General features: G+C 63.8%; 17 protein-coding genes. 9 read left to right on the forward strand and 8 right to left on the reverse strand.

Features of this window, described 5'->3' with window-relative positions; translation table 11 throughout:
- Window positions 1–30: 30 nt before the first annotated feature.
- Entirely contained in the window at window positions 31–1,104 is a 1,074-nt protein-coding gene (cuyA, locus tag DJ029_RS12875; RefSeq protein WP_112322872.1) for a D-cysteate sulfo-lyase, read from the reverse strand.
- Window positions 1,105–1,216: 112 nt separating this feature from the next.
- Between cuyA and DJ029_RS12880 the strand changes: the two genes are divergently transcribed.
- Window positions 1,217–2,113: a LysR family transcriptional regulator gene (locus DJ029_RS12880; protein ID WP_112322873.1), complete on the forward strand. Its 897-nt coding sequence runs from the start codon at window positions 1,217–1,219 to the stop codon at window positions 2,111–2,113.
- A 93-nt stretch (window positions 2,114–2,206) separates the two neighbouring features.
- Here DJ029_RS12880 and DJ029_RS12885 read toward each other — a convergent pair whose 3' ends face one another.
- From DJ029_RS12885 to DJ029_RS12905, 5 genes are all read right to left on the reverse strand, one after another.
- The gene (locus tag DJ029_RS12885; RefSeq protein ID WP_112322874.1) at window positions 2,207–3,268 is read right to left on the reverse strand and encodes an ABC transporter ATP-binding protein; all 1,062 of its coding nucleotides are present in this window, start codon (window positions 3,266–3,268) and stop codon (window positions 2,207–2,209) included.
- A 15-nt stretch (window positions 3,269–3,283) separates the two neighbouring features.
- On the reverse strand, window positions 3,284–4,105 hold the full coding sequence (locus tag DJ029_RS12890; protein ID WP_112322875.1) for a carbohydrate ABC transporter permease: 822 nt from the start codon (window positions 4,103–4,105) through the stop codon (window positions 3,284–3,286).
- A complete protein-coding gene (locus tag DJ029_RS12895) occupies window positions 4,105–4,905 on the reverse strand; it encodes a carbohydrate ABC transporter permease (RefSeq protein ID WP_198671146.1) in 801 nt (266 codons plus the stop codon). Before DJ029_RS12895 ends, DJ029_RS12890 begins: the two co-directional genes overlap by 1 nt.
- Window positions 4,906–5,032: 127 nt before the next feature.
- Window positions 5,033–6,247: an ABC transporter substrate-binding protein gene (locus tag DJ029_RS12900; RefSeq protein WP_198671147.1), complete on the reverse strand. Its 1,215-nt coding sequence runs from the start codon at window positions 6,245–6,247 to the stop codon at window positions 5,033–5,035.
- 79 nt (window positions 6,248–6,326) lie between these two features.
- Complete coding sequence (locus tag DJ029_RS12905) at window positions 6,327–7,085, reverse strand: SDR family NAD(P)-dependent oxidoreductase (protein ID WP_112322878.1); 759 nt, start codon at window positions 7,083–7,085, stop codon at window positions 6,327–6,329.
- 144 nt (window positions 7,086–7,229) lie between these two features.
- Between DJ029_RS12905 and DJ029_RS12910 the strand changes: the two genes are divergently transcribed.
- The 4 genes from DJ029_RS12910 to DJ029_RS12925 are packed head-to-tail and all read left to right on the forward strand — an operon-like array spanning window position 7,230 to window position 10,981.
- Window positions 7,230–8,012 (forward strand): DeoR/GlpR family DNA-binding transcription regulator, encoded by a 783-nt coding sequence (locus tag DJ029_RS12910; protein ID WP_198671148.1) that lies wholly within the window; start codon window positions 7,230–7,232, stop codon window positions 8,010–8,012.
- A gap of 38 nt (window positions 8,013–8,050) precedes the next feature.
- The gene (locus tag DJ029_RS12915; RefSeq protein ID WP_112322880.1) at window positions 8,051–8,854 is read left to right on the forward strand and encodes a BtpA family protein; all 804 of its coding nucleotides are present in this window, start codon (window positions 8,051–8,053) and stop codon (window positions 8,852–8,854) included.
- A 1-nt stretch (window position 8,855) separates the two neighbouring features.
- Entirely contained in the window at window positions 8,856–10,352 is a 1,497-nt protein-coding gene (locus DJ029_RS12920) for an FGGY-family carbohydrate kinase (RefSeq protein WP_112322881.1), read from the forward strand.
- Window positions 10,349–10,981 (forward strand): HAD family hydrolase, encoded by a 633-nt coding sequence (locus tag DJ029_RS12925; RefSeq protein ID WP_112322882.1) that lies wholly within the window; start codon window positions 10,349–10,351, stop codon window positions 10,979–10,981. Before DJ029_RS12920 ends, DJ029_RS12925 begins: the two co-directional genes overlap by 4 nt.
- A gap of 16 nt (window positions 10,982–10,997) precedes the next feature.
- Here DJ029_RS12925 and DJ029_RS12930 read toward each other — a convergent pair whose 3' ends face one another.
- Window positions 10,998–12,050: an ROK family transcriptional regulator gene (locus DJ029_RS12930; RefSeq protein WP_112322883.1), complete on the reverse strand. Its 1,053-nt coding sequence runs from the start codon at window positions 12,048–12,050 to the stop codon at window positions 10,998–11,000.
- Window positions 12,043–12,708 (reverse strand): SGNH/GDSL hydrolase family protein, encoded by a 666-nt coding sequence (locus DJ029_RS12935; RefSeq protein WP_112322884.1) that lies wholly within the window; start codon window positions 12,706–12,708, stop codon window positions 12,043–12,045. Before DJ029_RS12935 ends, DJ029_RS12930 begins: the two co-directional genes overlap by 8 nt.
- A gap of 209 nt (window positions 12,709–12,917) precedes the next feature.
- On the opposite strand from DJ029_RS12935, the gene DJ029_RS12940 reads away from it, so the two are divergent.
- From DJ029_RS12940 to DJ029_RS12955, 4 genes are all read left to right on the forward strand, one after another.
- Window positions 12,918–13,982 (forward strand): substrate-binding domain-containing protein, encoded by a 1,065-nt coding sequence (locus DJ029_RS12940; protein WP_198671149.1) that lies wholly within the window; start codon window positions 12,918–12,920, stop codon window positions 13,980–13,982.
- 63 nt (window positions 13,983–14,045) lie between these two features.
- Entirely contained in the window at window positions 14,046–15,557 is a 1,512-nt protein-coding gene (locus DJ029_RS12945; RefSeq protein WP_112322886.1) for a sugar ABC transporter ATP-binding protein, read from the forward strand.
- The gene (locus tag DJ029_RS12950; protein ID WP_232823068.1) at window positions 15,550–16,509 is read left to right on the forward strand and encodes an ABC transporter permease; all 960 of its coding nucleotides are present in this window, start codon (window positions 15,550–15,552) and stop codon (window positions 16,507–16,509) included. The genes DJ029_RS12945 and DJ029_RS12950 overlap by 8 nt, the downstream gene beginning before the upstream one ends.
- A 1-nt stretch (window position 16,510) precedes the next feature.
- Window positions 16,511–17,443: an ABC transporter permease gene (locus DJ029_RS12955; RefSeq protein WP_112322887.1), complete on the forward strand. Its 933-nt coding sequence runs from the start codon at window positions 16,511–16,513 to the stop codon at window positions 17,441–17,443.
- Window positions 17,444–17,452 lie beyond the last annotated feature (9 nt).

Here is a 17,452-nt window from a genome sequence, read left to right on the forward strand (position 1 = left end):
CTCCTTGTTGGTTCACATTATTGGTTTTGTTCAAGAGTATTCGTGCAGATCGAAGGTGTCCACATATCCGAAGAGCGCGGCGCTGCCCCCTGTGTGCAGGAACACGACGTTGTTCATTCCGTCAAAATACCCCTGCCGGACCTGGTCGATCAGCCCGTCCAGCCCCTTGCCGGAGTAGACCGGGTCGAACAGCAGTCCCTCTGTACGGGCCAGAAGCTTCACGGCGTTCTTCATACCCTCCGTCGGCAACCCGTAGCCGGGCCCGACATAGTCGCAGTTGGCCCGCACCTTGTCGCGGGCGATATCCAGGCCGTTGCCCAGAAGGGCCGCCGTCTTGCGCGCAAGGTCGAAAACCATCTGTTCCTGCTTTTCCCGGGGCGCGCGAACGCCGATCCCCAGCAGGTGGATGTCGCTTTGCAGCGCCGCCAGCCCGGTCACCAGACCCGCCTGTGTGCCGGAACTGCCGGTGGCATGCACCAGCGCGTCGATCTTCAGACCGATGTCGGAGGCCTGGTCGGCCAGTTCCCGCACGCAGTTGACGTAGCCAAGGGCCCCCGTCGGATTTGAGCCGCCGCCCGGAATGATGTAGGGCACCTTGCCTTGGGAGGTCAGCCCGGCGGCAAGGCTCTCCATCTCGGCGTTCATGTCCGTACCGCCCGCCCGCTTGGAGACGGTTGCCCCGTGCAGCCGGTCCAGCAGGACGTTGCCGTTCAGGGTGTAGTTCGTGTCGTTCGAGCCGGTGCGATCCTCCAGCAGGATGTGGCAGTCCATCCCCAGGCGCGCCGCGGCGGCCGCGGTCTGGCGCGCGTGGTTGGACTGGGTCGCGCCCTGGGTGATGATCGTATCGGCGCCCTGCTCCTGGGCGTCGGCCATCAGGTATTCCAGCTTGCGCGTCTTGTTCCCGCCAGAGGAAAGCCCCGTGCAGTCGTCACGCTTCACCCAAAGCCGCGGCCCGCCCAGATGCTCGCTCAAGCGGTCCATCGGCTCCAGCGGTGTGGGCAGATGCCCGAAACGCACGCGCGGAAACCGGGCAAGCGCGGTCGCCAGTTCCTTGGTCAGCGTGTTTTGAAAGTCGGTGTCGTTTTCCGTGATGGTTGCGGTCATCGCACGTGCCCCTAAGATTCAGTTGGCCCAAGCCTGCATATGGGCAAGCGGTAAGAACAATGCTATTTTCTCAGCCCACCAATACATTTTGTATGAGCAGAAGGCGGTGCCGATGGACGTTCGCTGGCTGGAAGACGTGCTCGTGCTGCTGGAGGAGGGCAACATGTCCCGCGCAGCCGCACGCCGCAACATCACGCAACCCGCCTTTTCCAGGCGCGTGCGCAGCTTCGAGCACTGGCTTGGAAGCGACATTCTCACCCGCGGTTCGAACAGCGTCGAAATCAGCGATGCCCTTGCGGCCAACGAGGGCGAGATCCGCGCCCTGATCGCGCGCATCCGCGACCTGAAGGGCCGCATCGCGCATTTCGATCCGGCCAGCTCGACGATCGCCATCGCGGCCCCGCATGCGCTGATTTCCTCTGTCTTTTCAGACATCCTGATCCGCGCGCGCCGCGCGTTTCCGGCGCTGAAGTTCCGCCTCCGCGCGGGCAACCAGGTCGATTGCGTCTCCATGTTCCTGCGCGGCGACACCAGCATGCTGCTGTCCTACGAGACGGAGGAAACCGGCCCCCTACCCTTCGACAGCACCGTCCGGCGCGAGGTCTGGGGCTCGGATCAACTGATCGCCGTGGTGGGTGGAAAGCTGCGCTACCTGGTGCAAGCCAACGGCGCGCTGCCCGAAGAGGCGACCTCCATCGTCTATCCCGCCGAAAGCTTCTTCGGCCACATCCTGCGGGCCAGCAAAAGCCCGTTCGGAACGGCCGAGTTTTCCGGCAACCCTGTCTGCGAGTCCGCCTTTTCCAACGGGATATTCGAAATGGTCAAGAAAGGCCTGGGCGTCGGCTGGCTGCCCCACAGCATGTGCTACAAGGAAGTGGAGCAAGGCAGCCTGGTCTCGCTGAGCGGCCGATACGGGCGCGTGCCGTTGCGCGTCTCACTCTATTCGAACAGGCGGGACCAGGTGTCGAACAGCCTGCAGGACTCCCTCACCAAGCGCGCCGCGCCCTGACGGGCGGGGCGCGGGGAGGTCAGCATTGTCCCGCCGGGCTTCGGAACCTGAAGCAAACCCAGACCTTCTCAAGCCGGCGGCAGGGTCCAGTTCCTAGGAAACCGGAAAGACATGCATCGCCTCTACCGCCAGCATGATATCCACCTGCGAGCCGGTTCTGAAGCTGGATATGTCTGCATAGGGAACGACCGCCGTGATCGCCTGGCCTGAGGCATGCTCCAACGAAACGATGGCCCGCGGCCCCAGAAGTTCGACCAGCTTAACTGTCATCGGCACGACCGGATTGTCGCCGTCATACCCACTCTGTGCCAGCGTGACATTGTCCGGACGGATCCCGATTTCGACAGCCTGACCCTCGCGCACCGCCGCATCAACCTTCAGCGCACCAAGGGCGCTGTCGATCCGGCAGGGTCCCGCCCCTGTCCCCGCAATGAAGTTCATTGCAGGGCTTCCGATGAATCCCGCGACCATGCGTGTTGCCGGCCGGAAATAAATATCCTCGGGCGTGCCGACCTGCTCGATCAGGCCGTCCTTCATGACAACGATCCGGTCCGCCATGGTCATGGCCTCTTCCTGGTCGTGGGTCACGTAGATGGTGGTCGCCTGAAGCTCGTTGTGAAGGCGGAGGATCTCGGCGCGCATCTCAACCCGCAGCTTCGCGTCGAGGTTGGACAGCGGTTCGTCGAACAGGAATACCTTGGGCTGGCGCACGATGGCGCGGCCGATGGCGACACGCTGCTGCTGCCCCCCGGACAGCGCGCCCGGCTTGCGGTCCAGCAGATGACTGAGGTTCAGCAGTTTCGCCGCCTCATCCACCTTCTTCTTGATCTGGTCCGCGGGCATCTTCTTTGCCTTCAGGCCAAAGCCGATATTCTGACCGACCGTCATCGTGGGATAGAGCGCGTAGTTCTGGAAAACCATGGCGATGTCGCGCTCTCGCGGCTCAAGACCTGTTACATCCCGCCCGTCGATAAAGATCCGCCCGCTGGAGACGGTTTCCAACCCGGCGAGCATGCGCAGGCTGGTCGACTTGCCGCACCCCGAAGGCCCAAGCAGGACGAGGAATTCGCTGCGCGCGATCTCCAGATCGATGCCGTGCAGAATATCCAGAGATCCAAAGGACTTCCTGAGTTTCTCTAAGCGGACGTAGCTCATTAATCGTGTTCCTTATCAATATTTGACCGCGCCGCCGCCGATGCCGCGGATCAGGTGCTTCTGGATGGAGTGGGACAATGCAAGCACCGGGATCACAGCAATCAGGATGGCAACCGCCATCTTTCCAAGCTCGACCCCCCGGAACGTCCAGTATCCAGCGATTGCGACTGGCAGTGTGCGACTTTCGTTTCCCGTCAGAAGCAGGGCGTAGAAGAGGTCGTTCCACGACAGCACGAAGCCGAAAACGCCAGCGGCGCCAAGCCCGGGTCGCACTGCCGGCAGGATGACCTTGTAGAATGCCTGGAAGCGCGTGTAGCCGTCGATCATCGCCTGGTTTTCCAAGTCCCTCGGCACCTCGTCAAAGAAACCGATCAGAAACCAGGTCACCACCGGCAGAACGAATGTAAGATGCGCGGCGATCACACCGATCTGCGAGTCGATCAGCTTGAGATGATACAGCACCAGGAAGAACGGCAGGATCAGGATGGCCGGGGGCATCATCTCGGCGGCAAGGATGGAATAGCGCGCACTCTCGAAGCCACGGAAGCGCGAGAAGGCATAGGCCGCCGGCGCCCCGCAGAGAAGCGAGATCAGGACCGTGACCAAGGCGATCGCGAAAGAGTTAAGGATGTTGAACGGCACATCGCTGTTCAGCGTCACCTCGTTCCAGTTTTCCCAGGTCGGGCTAAAGACCCAAAGGTCCGGCCGCCCGCCAAGCGAGGCGGGCTTGATCGACTCCATGAACACCCAGACGAAGGGGAACAGCACCGCAAAGACGGCGAGAAGCAGGGCCAGTGTCGCGAACGCCCGGGAAATCGGATTACGGAAAGAGAACATTACTTCCGTGCCTCCTCGGCTTGGGAGAATTTCACCAACAAGACGACCAGGACGAGGATCACGGTAATCAGCATGATCGCGGCCGCAGCCGCCTCCCCCATGCGGAAGAACCGGAAGCCTGTCTGGTAGATGTAGTACATGATCGTTTCGGTGGAATTGCCCGGGCCACCGCGCGTGATGGCGAAGACGTATTCGAACACCTTGAACGCATCGAGCGCACGAATGATGAGCGCAACGACGATGACCGAACGCAGCATCGGCAAGGTGATGCGCGAAAAGGTCAGCCAAGGCCCGGCACCGTCAACGCGCGCCGCCTCGTACGGTGTTTTCGGCAGCGCCTCCAGCCCCGCAAGAAACATCAGCAGCATGAACGGCGTCCACTGCCAGACGTCGATCAGAATGAGCGAGAAAAGCGCGAGGTCGGGCCCGAACCAGTCGACCGTGATACCGATCTTGGACAGGTAGTGCGGGATCACCCCGAGTTCCGCGTTGAGCAGGAATCGAAACATCAGGCCGACGGCAATCGGCGTGACGAACATCGGCGCCAGCAGGATCGAACGTGAAAAGTTGCGGAGGATGTTGAGCTTCTGAAGCAGCAACGCCAGTGACAGGCCGATCACCAGTTCCAGACTCACCGCACCCAAGACGAAGATCAGCGTGTTGCCCATCGCATTCAGGAAGCTCGGGTCCGTGGCGATGAGTACGAAGTTTTCGAAACCGACGAAATGCACATCGTCAAGCCTGGTCAGGCGATATTCATGGAACGCCAACCAACCGGAAAACGCGAGGGGATAGAGCATGACCGCGGACAGAAGAAGCGCCAGCGGCAGGATGAATTTGTACTTTAGTTGCATATAGGGGAACTGTTCCGGCGCTTGAGAGGAAAAGGGCCGCGCAATGATATGCGCGGCCCTTCCGTTACAGGTATCAGCGGTTGGCGCGCTCCACGCCGCGCGCAGCGTCGTCCAGGGCCTCCTGAACGCCTTTCTGGCCGTTTACAGCCGCACTCAGTTCGGTGCCGACAATTTCGATCAGCTCCTCTGCATTGCCGCCAGTCGACAGCGGTGCAGCATCCTCAAGAATACCGGCCAGTGCCTTGTAGTAGGCTTCACCGAAACCCTGCTCCCAGACCTCGGGATCGTTCAGAACGCTGGTCCGGACCGGTGCGCCGCCCATGCTGACGCGGCGCTTGGCAACCTCGGGGCTGCTAATCCAGGACACGAACTTCCACGCGTCGTCCTTGTTCTCCGAATTGGCGGTGATCCCCCAGGACCACAGGCCGAGAACGGCCTTGCCACCGGGCACTTCATGCAGCGTGAAGTTGCCGGCAAGATCGCCCGCCATGCCGCCTTCTGCGTTCAGCGCAGGAAGCATCCAGTTGTAGGACAGCATCGTCGCGGCCTTGCCCGACGATACGGCACGCAGCGCCTCGTCAAAGCCCCAGTTCGCGGAATTGGGCGGCGCGGCGGCATTGAAGGTCTCGATGTATTGCTCAAGCGCGGTGACGGCGGCGGGGTTGTTGATGATGACGTTGCCGTTCTCGTCGAACAGCTCCCCACCATTGGCGTAGAGCCAGTTCTTCCACTCCTCCATCACCTTGTAGCCCTTTTGGGGCTGCATGGCCGCACCGTAGAAATCATCCGTGGTCAGGCTGGCCACGGTGGACATGTAATCCTGGATGGTTGTCGGGATCTCCAGCCCTTTCTCGTCGAAGATGTCCTGGCGGACGATCAGGCCGAGGGCATAGTTGTAGTAGGGCACTCCGTAAATCGAGCCGCCCACCGAGCTGATGGCAGCCAGGGACGGGACGAAATCCTCGTAGTCATAGCCCTCGGTCGCAGCGATATAATCGTCGAGCGGCTCGAGGTAGCCGGCGTTCGCGAACTCCTCTGTCCAGGGGTTGTCGATGATGATGACGTCGTAGCTTGCCGACGGCGCCAGCGACGAGGTCAGGATCTTGTCGCGCATCGCATCGAACGGCATGGCGTCGAAGTTCACGGTGATGTCGGGGTTTGCCGCGGTGAATTCCTCGGTCAGCTTGGCGACGATGTCGTAGTCCGGCACCTCTTCCATGATGACGTTGATCTCTCCGGCGAACGCCGTCTGCCCCACCGCGGCGACCACAGACGCATAGGCTGTCATTCTCAAAGCAGATAATGATTTGTTCATGGTATTTCCCTGTTTATGTTGAACTTCCGGCGGCAAGGCCGCCGCTTTTCGGTCACGTCATATAGACGCCGCCCGTTACGTTGATCCCCTGCCCGGTCATGAACCTGGCCCCGTCGGAGGCGAGGAATACGACCACATCGGCCACGTCCTCAGCGGTTTCGAGGCGCCCGAGCGGGGTCTGATCGACATAGTCCTGGATTACCTGCTCAGGGGTAATCCCGCGCAATTCCGCTTCCCAAGCGACCTCCCGGTCCTGCATGGGGGTCTTCACGAATCCGGGGCAGACCGCGTTGACGCGGATGCCGTCTTTCGCATGTTCGCGCGCCAGTGCCTGCGTCCAGCCGATCACGGCGAACTTCGAGGCGGAGTAATGCGCCAGCAGCGGCGCCCCAACCTTCGACGCGAGAGAAGCGGTGTTCACGATGACCCCGCCTTCGCCCCGCGCGAGGAAGTGTTTCACCACCTCCCGGTTCGACAGGAAGACCCCTTTCGCGTTGACGTTGAAGTTGAAATCCCAATCCGCAACCGAAAGCTCGACCGCCGGCTTCATGTTGGAAACACCGGCATTCGCGTGCAGCACATCGATCCGGCCATGCTTGCGCACCACCTCGGCCACGGCGGTCACGACCTGCGATTCGTCGGTCACGTCCATCGCGATGCCGGCAAGTCCGCCGATCTTTTCCGCCGCCGCTTCCGCGGCCTCCAACGTCAAATCGGCACAGACGACCTGGTCACCGGCAGCCGCAAAAGCCCGGGCCGACGCGAGTCCGATTCCACTGCCTGCACCCGTAATCAAAACCACACGAGACATTCGATTCTTCCTTCGCAAATTTTGTTCGATATGGCACAATGGAGAAATCCGCGCAAGTTTTTATCCGATTATGTGCGCTGATGTTTTTTTATGATTGATTATGTTTGGTCGATTGCCTATCGAACACCCAAGGAGAACAGCGAGATGAAGATGACCACCGCGCAAAGACACGAACTCATCCTTCAGGATCTAAGGTCCGAGGGCTTCGTTTCTGTGCCCGCGCTTGCGGAGCGACTCGGCGTTTCGGACATGACGATTCGCCGGGATCTCGGTCGGCTGGCGGAAACAGGACTGCTGGAGCGCACCCATGGTGGCGCCGCCCCTGTGCGCTCTCCGGGGGCGCTGCATGTCGACCTTGTAGAGCCCAGCCTGAAGGATCGCCTGCACGCCTCTGGCGCGCAAAAGCTCGCCATTGCCCGCACCGCGGCGCGGATGGTCTCACCCGGGCAGACGATCGCGCTCGACATCGGGACGACCACGGGTCATCTCGCCGCGGAACTGCGCGAAACACAGGTCTCGATCTACACCTCCAGCTTGAAGATCGCCGCACAGATGGCCGGCTCGCGCGCAATGGTATACGTGCCCGGCGGCCTGATCGCGGGGATCGAGCCGTCGATCGTCGGCGCACGGGCCGTCGATCACCTCAGGCAGCTGAACTTTGAAATCGCCTTCCTCGGCGCATCCAGCTTGTCCGAGAACGGCACGTTCTTCGACTACTCCCTGGAAGACGCTGAAATCAAACGCGTTCTGACCGAGGTTTCATCCCAGGTCGTGATGCTTCTGGACAGCTCGAAGTTCAACCGGGTTTCGGTGGCCAGTATCTGCGATGGCAGCAAAGTGGACACGCTCATCACCGACCAGGAGCCGCCGGAACACACCCGCGCCCGCCTGGTTGAGCGTGGCACGAAAATCATCATCGCCAAATAGCGCCCAGCGGGCGCACCCAACCAAGAAAGTGACTAACAATGCCCTTCGATTTTTTTGACTCCAAGAAAAAAGCGGTCATCTCGATGTCTCACATCGGCGCCCTGCCGGGCTCGCCGCTTTATGACGCCGATGGCGGCATGGACAAGCTCATCGAGGATGTCATCTCCGATATCGAGAAGCTTCAGGACGGCGGCGTCGACGCCATCATGTTCGGCAACGAAAATGACCGCCCCTACCTTCTGGAAGCCAGTCCCGAAAGCATTGCAGCCATGACCGCTGTTGTTCAGGCGGCCAAGCCCCACCTGAAGGTCCCCTTCGGCGTCAACTACCTTTGGGACCCGAACGCCTCTGTCGCGATCGCGGCCGCAACGGGCGCGAAATGGGTTCGGGAAATCTTCACCGGCGTCTTCGCTTCCGACATGGGCATCTGGGCACCCAGCGCTGCGAAACCATCGCGGATGAAGGGCAACCTCGGGCGCAAGGACCTGAAGCTGTTCTTCAACATCAACGCCGAGTTTGCGCATTCCCTCGACCAGCGCCCCATCGGGCTGCGCGCGAAATCCGCCGTCTTCTCCTCGCTTGCCGATGCGATCCTTGTGTCGGGTCCGATCACCGGTCAGCCCGCTGACCAGTCGAACCTGCGCGAGGCTGTCGAGGCCGTTGACGGCGCGGTGCCGGTCTTCGCCAACACCGGCGTGAATATCGACAACGTCACCGACGTGATGAGCGTGGCATCGGGCTGCATCATCGGCACCCACTTCAAGATTGACGGTAACACCTGGAACCAGATCGACGCCGACAGGGTCAAGCGGTTCATGGATGTCGTGAACCGGCTGCGCTGACATGAAATACGTGATCGGCCTGGATATCGGCACCACTTCGACAATCGGCCTACTGATCGGGTTGCCAGACAAGGTTCTGGCGCAGGCCTCCCGGCCGGTCACACTGCATTCCCCCGAAGCCGGCTGGGCCGAGGAGGACCCGGACGAATGGTGGCGCAATGTTTGCGACATCATTCCCGAACTCCTGAACAAGGGCGGCGTCTCCGGCGAGGACGTCGCCGCCATCGGCGTTTCGGGCATGCTGCCCGCGCTGGTCACACTGGATGCGGCGGGCAACGTGATCCGGCGCTCGATCCAGCAAAGCGACGGGCGCAACGGCGCCGAAGTCTCAGAGCTTGCGGCGGAACTCGATTCCGCCGCCTTCACCATGCGCGCCGGCAACGGGGTGAACCAGCAACTGATCGCGGCAAAGCTGCGTTGGCTCGAAAAGAACGAGCCCGGAAATTTCGACCGGATCGCGACGGTCTTCGGCTCCTACGACTATATCAACTGGAAGCTGACCGGGGTCAAAGCGGTCGAACAGAACTGGGCGCTGGAAGCGGGATTCGTCGATCTTGCCTCTGGGGCCTTGGCGGACGACCTGATCGCCCTTGGCCATGTCTCCCCTTCCGTGGTGCCGCCAAAATGCGCAAGCCACGCCATCATGGGCCATGTCACGCAAGAAGCCGCACGAGCGACCGGGCTGCGCACGGGTACGCCTGTCGCGGGTGGCGCAGCAGACCATATCGCCTCGGCTTTTGCGGCGGGTGTGACGCGGCCGGGCGACGTCCTGCTCAAGTTTGGTGGCGCAGCGGATATCATGATCTCCACCGCCGAAGCGGCGCCCGATCCGCGCATGTTCCTCGACTACCACTTGGTGCCCGGTCTTTATATGCCGAACGGCTGCATGGCGTCCGGTGGATCGGCACTCAACTGGTTCGCATCGAAAATCGCCCAGGGCGAGGCGGAGGCCGCGAAGGCCGCCGGGCTTTCCCTGCACCAGCACCTCGACAGGTTGTCCGCCGAGACACCCGCCGGCGCGGACGGGGTGCAGATCATCCCCTATTTCCTGGGGGAGAAGACACCTATCCATGACCCTGCCGCGCGCGGCATCATCCATGGGCTGAGCCTGAACCACGACCTGCGCCACATGTGGCGCGCGCTTCTGGAAGGCTTCGCCTATGCGTTCCGCCACCATATCGAGGTTTTCGCGGATATGGGTCACCCCTCAACGCGCTACTTCGCTTCGGACGGGGGATCGAATTCGAGACTGTGGATGCAGATCTGCGCGGATGTGTTGCAAGCGCCGATCCAGTTGCTTCGCGGGCACCCGGGTTCCAGCCTGGGGGCCGCCTGGGTGGCTGCCGTGGCTGGCGGGCTGACCGAGGACTGGGGGGGCGTCGCGAATTTCGTCACCTATGGCGAACTGGTGGAGCCGAATCCGGACAACGCCGGGCTGTATGACGCGGGGTATGAACGCTTCCGCTCCGTTTACAAAGCGGTCGCGGCGCTCTCATGACCTACGCGGGAGTTGCCTGGGACATCGATGGAACCCTGATCGACAGCGAGCCGCTGCACTTGCGCGCACTGCTCGGCGTTTCGAACGGGCTTGGCGTCGATCTGTCGGATCTGCCGGACGATCATTTCGTCGGCGTCAACCTCAATGGAGTCTGGGACGTGCTGCAGGCGCGCTACCCGTCCGACCTGACGAAGGCAGAGTGGATTCACCAGATAAACGCAGCCTACGCGGCCCAGGCGGATGACCTAGTGCCCATTCCGGGGGCAGGCGAAGCGGTGCGGGAATTGGCGCGACGGGGCATTCCACAAGCCGCCGTGTCCAACTCCAACAGGATCGTGGTGGACGCCAACCTCGCAAGACTCGGAGTGGCCGACCTGTTCGACGTCACGCTGTCGCTCGACGATGTGACCGCACCGAAACCGGACCCGGACCCCTATCTGAGAGCCGCGCGGCTGCTTGGCCTGAACCCGCGCGACATTCTGGCCGTCGAGGACAGCGCGACCGGGGCGCTTTCCGCACATCGCGCTACCCTCGGGATCGCCCTGCTCGCACCGGCCTCGACCGAATTCGCCACGACACGCATCTCGTCGCCATGCGATATCCTCGCCATGGTCGACGCTCTGAAGTAGCCGAAAGGCCGGCCCGCTACACGAAGCGCGTGATGAACGGAAGGGTTGCAGCCCCTATCGCCTTTGACGCCGGGCCATTGCCCGAGGCGGCGACGGTGAAGCCCGGCAGGTCTTGCTCCAGCCGGGTGCAGATCCGCTCCAGAAGCGGCTCGGGAAGCGTGGCCGACACCACGATATGGGTGAAATCGATCAGCTCGGCCGCCGATTTCGCCCGCTCCGTCAGTACCCTGACGCAATCCTCGATCCAGTCCGCGACGACATCCTTCGCCGCGTCCCCGGCGGCCCTTTCGGACAGGCTTTCGACCGTCAGCGGGCCATTCAGCTGCAACCGCTCCTCCAGATCCAGCAGCCCGTGGGGGTAACTGCGCCGGCGCGGGCTGCGCAGCGTCTGGCGGTCCAGCGTCAGCATCGAGTACACCCGGTCGCCGATGTGAAACAGCAGGTAGGTGTCGTGGGCCTTCGCCTCTCCGTACAGGCTTTCGCCACCGGCGGCGGCGGTGATGTCGTCCTGCACGAACACGTCGAGCCCGGTTTCCCGTTCGAGCATCTGCGTCAGCTTCGCCAGGTCCACGTAGGCGGGCGGCGGTTCGGGCACGGCCAGGCCGACGCCGGCCAGGCGCTTGCGGCGGGCCGCGCTCAGCGCGTCGATCCGCTCGGCGACCGCCGCGACGATGGAGGCGGTGTCCGGCTCGCTCGCTACGAGGGCGCGCGCCCTGCCCAGGAAATCGACCAGCGCCACGCTGGCCCCGCGCGGGTCTAGGTCGACCCCGACGGCGAAGGCGCCTTCGGGGTTCAGCGTCAGGGGCACGGTGGGCGGGCCCATGCGCGACTTCATGCGCTCGCCCTCGCTCAGCAGGCCTTCCTGCTGAAGCGAGCGGATCAGGACCGAGACCGTCTGCCCGGAAAGCTCGGAGCGTTCGCCGATCTGCGCGCGGGTCAGCTCGCCGGAGCGCAGAAGCATCGACAGGATGAGCCGTTCGTTGTGGCTGCGCACCCGGCCGGCATTCAGGCCTGACGCCCGGTCCGCGATGCGGACCGGCGCGGGCGGGGCAAAACGCATGTCAGGCATGGACGACACCCTTCAACGGCGGCCAGCCGATGGCGGAAATCACCTCGGCCAGGGCCAGTCCGATGGCGCGATGCGCCTCGATCCCAAGATGGAAGCCGTCCCGCGGATCGGACTGCGCGATCTTTCCTGCATCCATGAAATGCACTTCCAGCGAGTCGGCCATGATTTCGAATTCCAGCGCAAGCTCGCGCGATTTGGAGGGCGCCCCGGCGAAGACCGAGTTCCACTCGTGCAGTTCGTCCTTCATGGGCGGCGGCGCGACGACGAAGATCTCGGGCGTGCGCCCGGGCCAGCCGGGGTTGAAGTCACGGATGTCGTGGATCAGCGTGCCGATCCCCATCGCCACCTCGGAAGCGGGCTGGTTGAACCGCCGCTTCAGGTCGTTCGTCCCCAGCATCAGGATGACCAGGTCGAGCGGCGCATGGCTCTGGATGCAGGGCGTCAGATAGGTGCGGCCGTTCTTGTGCGCGCCCTCGATCGGGTCGTCATGGACGGTGGTGCGCCCGCTCAACCCCTCTCCGATCACGTCCCACCCGGGGCCGAGTTCCGCCGCCATCACGCCGGACCACCTTTGGGATCGTGGATAGCGGTCCAGCGGCCCGCCCCCCGGAACCTGCCCGTAAGTGTTTGAATCACCGTAACAAAGGATTGTGCGCATCGTCCTCACCACCTGCCGCGGGCGCGATAATCGCAGGTTTGGCCGCCATAAGAAAGGCATAACCTCTCTTAGTCAGAAACATTGAATAAGTATTGACGGAGCCCACGAATAGGCGGAATGATGCGCGGGAATCCGGGCCTCGGCCCCAACGGCCAGTATCCGCGCCCCGGTCCGGTCGTCGTCCGAATACGGGGCGCATGGGAGAAGAAATGAAAAAAATCGCACTTATCAGCGCCAGCGTGATCGCGCTGTCCTGCGGCGCCGCCAGCGCGCAGGATGACGTCTTCATCATGGAGGGCGTGTCCCCCCACCCCGAGCTGAAGACCACGGTCGAAGCGGGCGCCTTCACGGCCGAAGCCCCCTGGACCATCGGGATGAGCCATTTCGGCGTAAACGCGAACACCTGGACGGTCCAGGTCTCCCACGAGGCGCGGGCCGCGGCCGCCGCCGACGAGCGGATCGAAGAACTCATCATCCTGGACGCCGGGTTCGACCAGGCGAAACAGGTCGCCGATATCGAGGACCTGATCGCGCAGGGCGTCGACGCGCTCATCGTGATGCCGGTGACGACCACCTCGGCCAACGCGTCGATCGAACGGGCGATCGCCGCCGGCATCCCCGTCGTGCTGCACACCGGCCGGATCGACTCGGACGCGTTCACCACCGAGATCCAGGGCGGCGCAGAACATTTCGGGGCGGTCATGGCCGAATGGCTGGTCGAGCAGACCGGGGGCAAAGGCAACATCTGGGTCCTGCGCGGCCTGGCCGGGCACCCCGAGGATACCAACCGCTACAAGGGCGCCATCGAAGCCTTCGAGGGCACCGAGCTTACCATCACCGCCGAGCAGCATGGCGACTGGCAGTACGACCAGGCCCGCAACCTGTGCGAGACGCTGTACCTGTCGAACCCCGACGTGGACGGCATCTGGTCGTCCGGCGCGGACATGACGCGCGCCTGCGTGGACGTATTCAAGCAGTTCGGCGCCGAGATCCCGCCGATCACAGGTGAGGGCAACAACGGCTACTTCGGCCAGTGGATCGAGGACGGCTTCGCATCGATCTCTTCCGAGTACAGCCCCGCGCAGGGCGCTGCCGGGATCCGCGCCGCGACCGCGCTGCTGGGCGGTGAGCCGCTCTACAAGCACTACGTCTACCGCCCCGCGGGCTGGGACGTGGAGCGGGCGGCGGAATACTACCGCGACGACCTGTCCGCCAACGTGTGGTGGCCGTCCGAACTGCCCGAAGAAAAGCTCGTGGAAATCTACGGGAAATAAGAGTCGCGCCGGGTGGTTCGCCACCCGGCGTCTGCCTTGCCACGCCAGATACGGAACTGCCCATTGTCCACGATCATCGAGATGCGGGGGATTTCAAAATCCTTCGGCCCCGTAGCGGCCCTGAGCAACGTCGATTTCCGGCTGGAACCCGGCTCCATTCACGCCCTGATGGGAGAGAACGGCGCAGGCAAGTCAACGCTGATGAAGATCCTCGCCGGGGTGCTGCGCCCGACCTCGGGCGAGATCCTGCTGGCGGGTAAGCCGCTGTCCCTGTCCAGCCCGCGCGACGGGCTGGATGCGGGCATCTCGGTCGTGTTCCAGGAACAATCGCTGCTCGCGAACCTGACCGTGGCCGAGAACATGTTCCTCGGGCGCGAACCGCGCACCCGCTGGGGCGGGATCGACTACCCGACCATGCGCGCGAAAACGCGCGAGGCGCTGGCCCAGCTTGACCTCGATTTCGATCCCGACCGGCAGGTCGCAGAACTCGGCATTGCCGAGCGCCAGTTTCTGGAGATCGCCCACGGCATTCACGCCAATGCAAGGGTGATGATCCTCGATGAACCCACCGCCGCCCTGAATGCCGCCGACGTCGATGTGCTGAACCGCAACATCCGCAGGCTCGCCTCCGAGGGCTGCGCGATCGTCTACGTCTCGCACCGGCTGGAGGAGATCTTCGAGCTTTGCGACACGGTGACTGTGCTGAAGGACGGCGCGCTCGTCGGAACGCGGCCCGTCTCGGAAATGAACACCGCTTCGCTGATCGCCATGATGGTGGGGCGCGAGCTGTCCGACATGTTCCCGCCCCGCGCGGATGAAACCGGCGCGCCGATGCTTGGCATTGAGGACATGGTCCTGCAACCGGGCGCAGCAGCGCTGAACCTGACCGTGAACGCCGGGGAAATCGTGGCTCTTGCGGGGCTAGAAGGCCAGGGCCAATCGGCCATCGCGCGCGCCCTTGTCGGCCTGCATGTGCCGGTTTCGGGGCATATCCACCTCAAGGGGCAGACCGTCCCGCTGCCCCTGCCCCGCGAATCCGGCCTGTTGAAGATGCACGCGGCGGGCCTTGGCTTCGTTCCCGAGGATCGGAAGGAAGAAGGGCTGCTGCTCAACCTTTCCGTCGCGCAGAACATCGCTCTGGGCCGTTTCGCGGGGGTCCCGGCCGTCGCGCCCGCCAGCGGCACCCGCGCGGTGGTGCAGCGGATGATGGACGCGATGAACATCAAGGCCGCCGGGCCGCGCGCGCGCGTCGGCTCCCTTTCCGGGGGGAACCAGCAGAAGGTGCTGTTCGGACGCGCCCTTGCCGCGGAAATGGACGTGCTGGTCATCGAAGAGCCGACACGCGGCGTCGATGTCGGGGCCAAGGCGGAAATCTACGGACTTTTGCGCGACTTCACCGCCGCCGGGGGCGCCGTTCTGGTGCTGTCGCGCGAGGCGCTGGAACTGATCGGCCTGGCGGACCGGATCTACGTCATCCACGACAATGCCATCGCCGGAGAGATCGCCGCCACGGAGGCGACGGAACACAAGCTGCTCGACATGGCCCTGTCGGGCGGAAAGGCCGAAAATGCGTGATCTGATTGCCCGCCTGACAAGACGGGGAAACCGGCAGGGCGCCTGGATGCTGCCCCTGCTGGTCGTCATCGGGATCGTCACCTGGCTGTCCATCGGGACCGACGAATTCGCCCGGCCCGGGAACCTGTCCAACCTGCTGGCGCAGGCGATGCCGCTGCTGATCGCCTCCATCGGGCAGATGTTCGTGATCGTCGTTGCCGGACTCGACCTGTCCGTCGGCTCGGTCATCAGCTTCTCGACCGCGATCCTCGCGCTTGACGCGCCGGGGTACCTGACGTTTCCCGCGCTGTTCATGCTCGCCGCGCTGATCGGGGCGACGAACGGCATCGCGGTGACGCGCCTGAACGTGCATCCGATCATCGCAACGCTCGCCATGCAATACGTCGTGCTCGGCGTAACGCGCCTGATCCGCCCCGTTTCCGGCGGCACGGTGCCCGAGTTCGTCATCGCATCGGTCCAGGGCAGTTTCCTTGGCGTTCCGATGCCGGTGTTCTGGGCCATCACGGTGCTGGCCATCGGCTGGAAGGTGCTGCACGCCAGCCGCTTCGGGCTGCATCTGTTCGCCATCGGCGGCGGCATGGCCTCGGGCCAGACCAGTGCTGCGCGCAACTTCGGCGTGCCGGAGACGCGGATCATCATCTCGGCCTATGTCGCCTCGTCGCTGTTCGCGGCCCTTGCGGGGGTGTTCCTGGCCGGGCGCATCGTTTCGGGCGATCCGAACGTGGGGATGTTGTTCGAGCTGAACAGCATCACCGCCGTGGCGCTTGGCGGGACGCAGCTTTCCGGCGGCGTCGGCTCGCTGCAGGGCACGGCCATCGGGGCGTTCCTTCTGGCGCTTCTGTCCAACGGCATGAACCTGGCCAACGTCTCGCCCTTCATCCAGACGGTGGTGAAGGGCGGGTTGCTGCTGGCCGTGGTCAGCTTCCAACGCCGCCGCAAGATGGGGCTCTGACATGACAACCGTGCTTCGCGCCGCGGGCCGCATTCCGCCCGCCTACCTGGTCTTCGCAGCCCTTCTGGCGTTCCTGATGTGGGAGCGGCCGCAGATGATGAACCCGAACGTGCTGGGCATCTTCCTGCGCCAGGTCGCCCCGCTTGGCATCGTGGTGCTGGCACAGCTGCTGGTGGTCCGGGTCGGCTCCATCGACCTGTCGGGCGGCGGGGTGATCCTGCTGGTCAATTACATCATTTCGGCGAACGTGCTGCCGAACGCCCCGGGCATCGCCTTCGTGGCGATCGCGCTGGGGATCGGCACGGTGGTGGGCGCGTTCAACGGCTACATGGTCGCGCGCCGCCGCGTCTCGGCCGTCATCGTGACGCTGGCGGTGTCGATCATCCTTGTGGGCTTCGTGCAGTACCTGTCCTCGGGCAGCCCGCCGGGGGACGTGCCGGACTACATGAACGACCTTTTCGACATTCGCTTCGGCCCGGTCCCTGCCCCGGTGCTGTTCTGGGTGATCCTGACCACCTGCCTTGCCGCCTTCCTCAACCTGACCGTCTTCGGGCGGCGGATCGAGGCCATCGGGGACAACTCCGTCGCGGCCCATTTCGCGGGCGTTCCCGTCGAGCGCACGGTGATCCTGACCCACACGCTGGCCGGGCTGCTGATCGGCGTCGCGGCACTGGTGCAGACCGCTTCCATCGCGGTGGGCAGCGTGCGCGAGGGGCTGGACCTGCCGATCCTGTCGGTCGCGGCGACGATCCTTGGCGGCGTCGTCTTCGGGCGCGGCCAGGGCGGTGTCTGGGGGCCGTTCTTCGGCGTGCTGAGCTTCGCGCTACTGTTCGTCTCCATGACGATCCTGGGCGTGTCCGAGCCGGGCCGGCTGATCGCGCAAGGGCTCATCATCTTCGCTGCGGCCGTGATCTACGGCCTGCGCACCCGCTGACAAACCGTC

The organism is Oceanibium sediminis (genome assembly GCF_003265325.1).
In the GTDB taxonomy this organism is placed as follows: domain Bacteria; phylum Pseudomonadota; class Alphaproteobacteria; order Rhodobacterales; family Rhodobacteraceae; genus Halovulum; species Halovulum sediminis.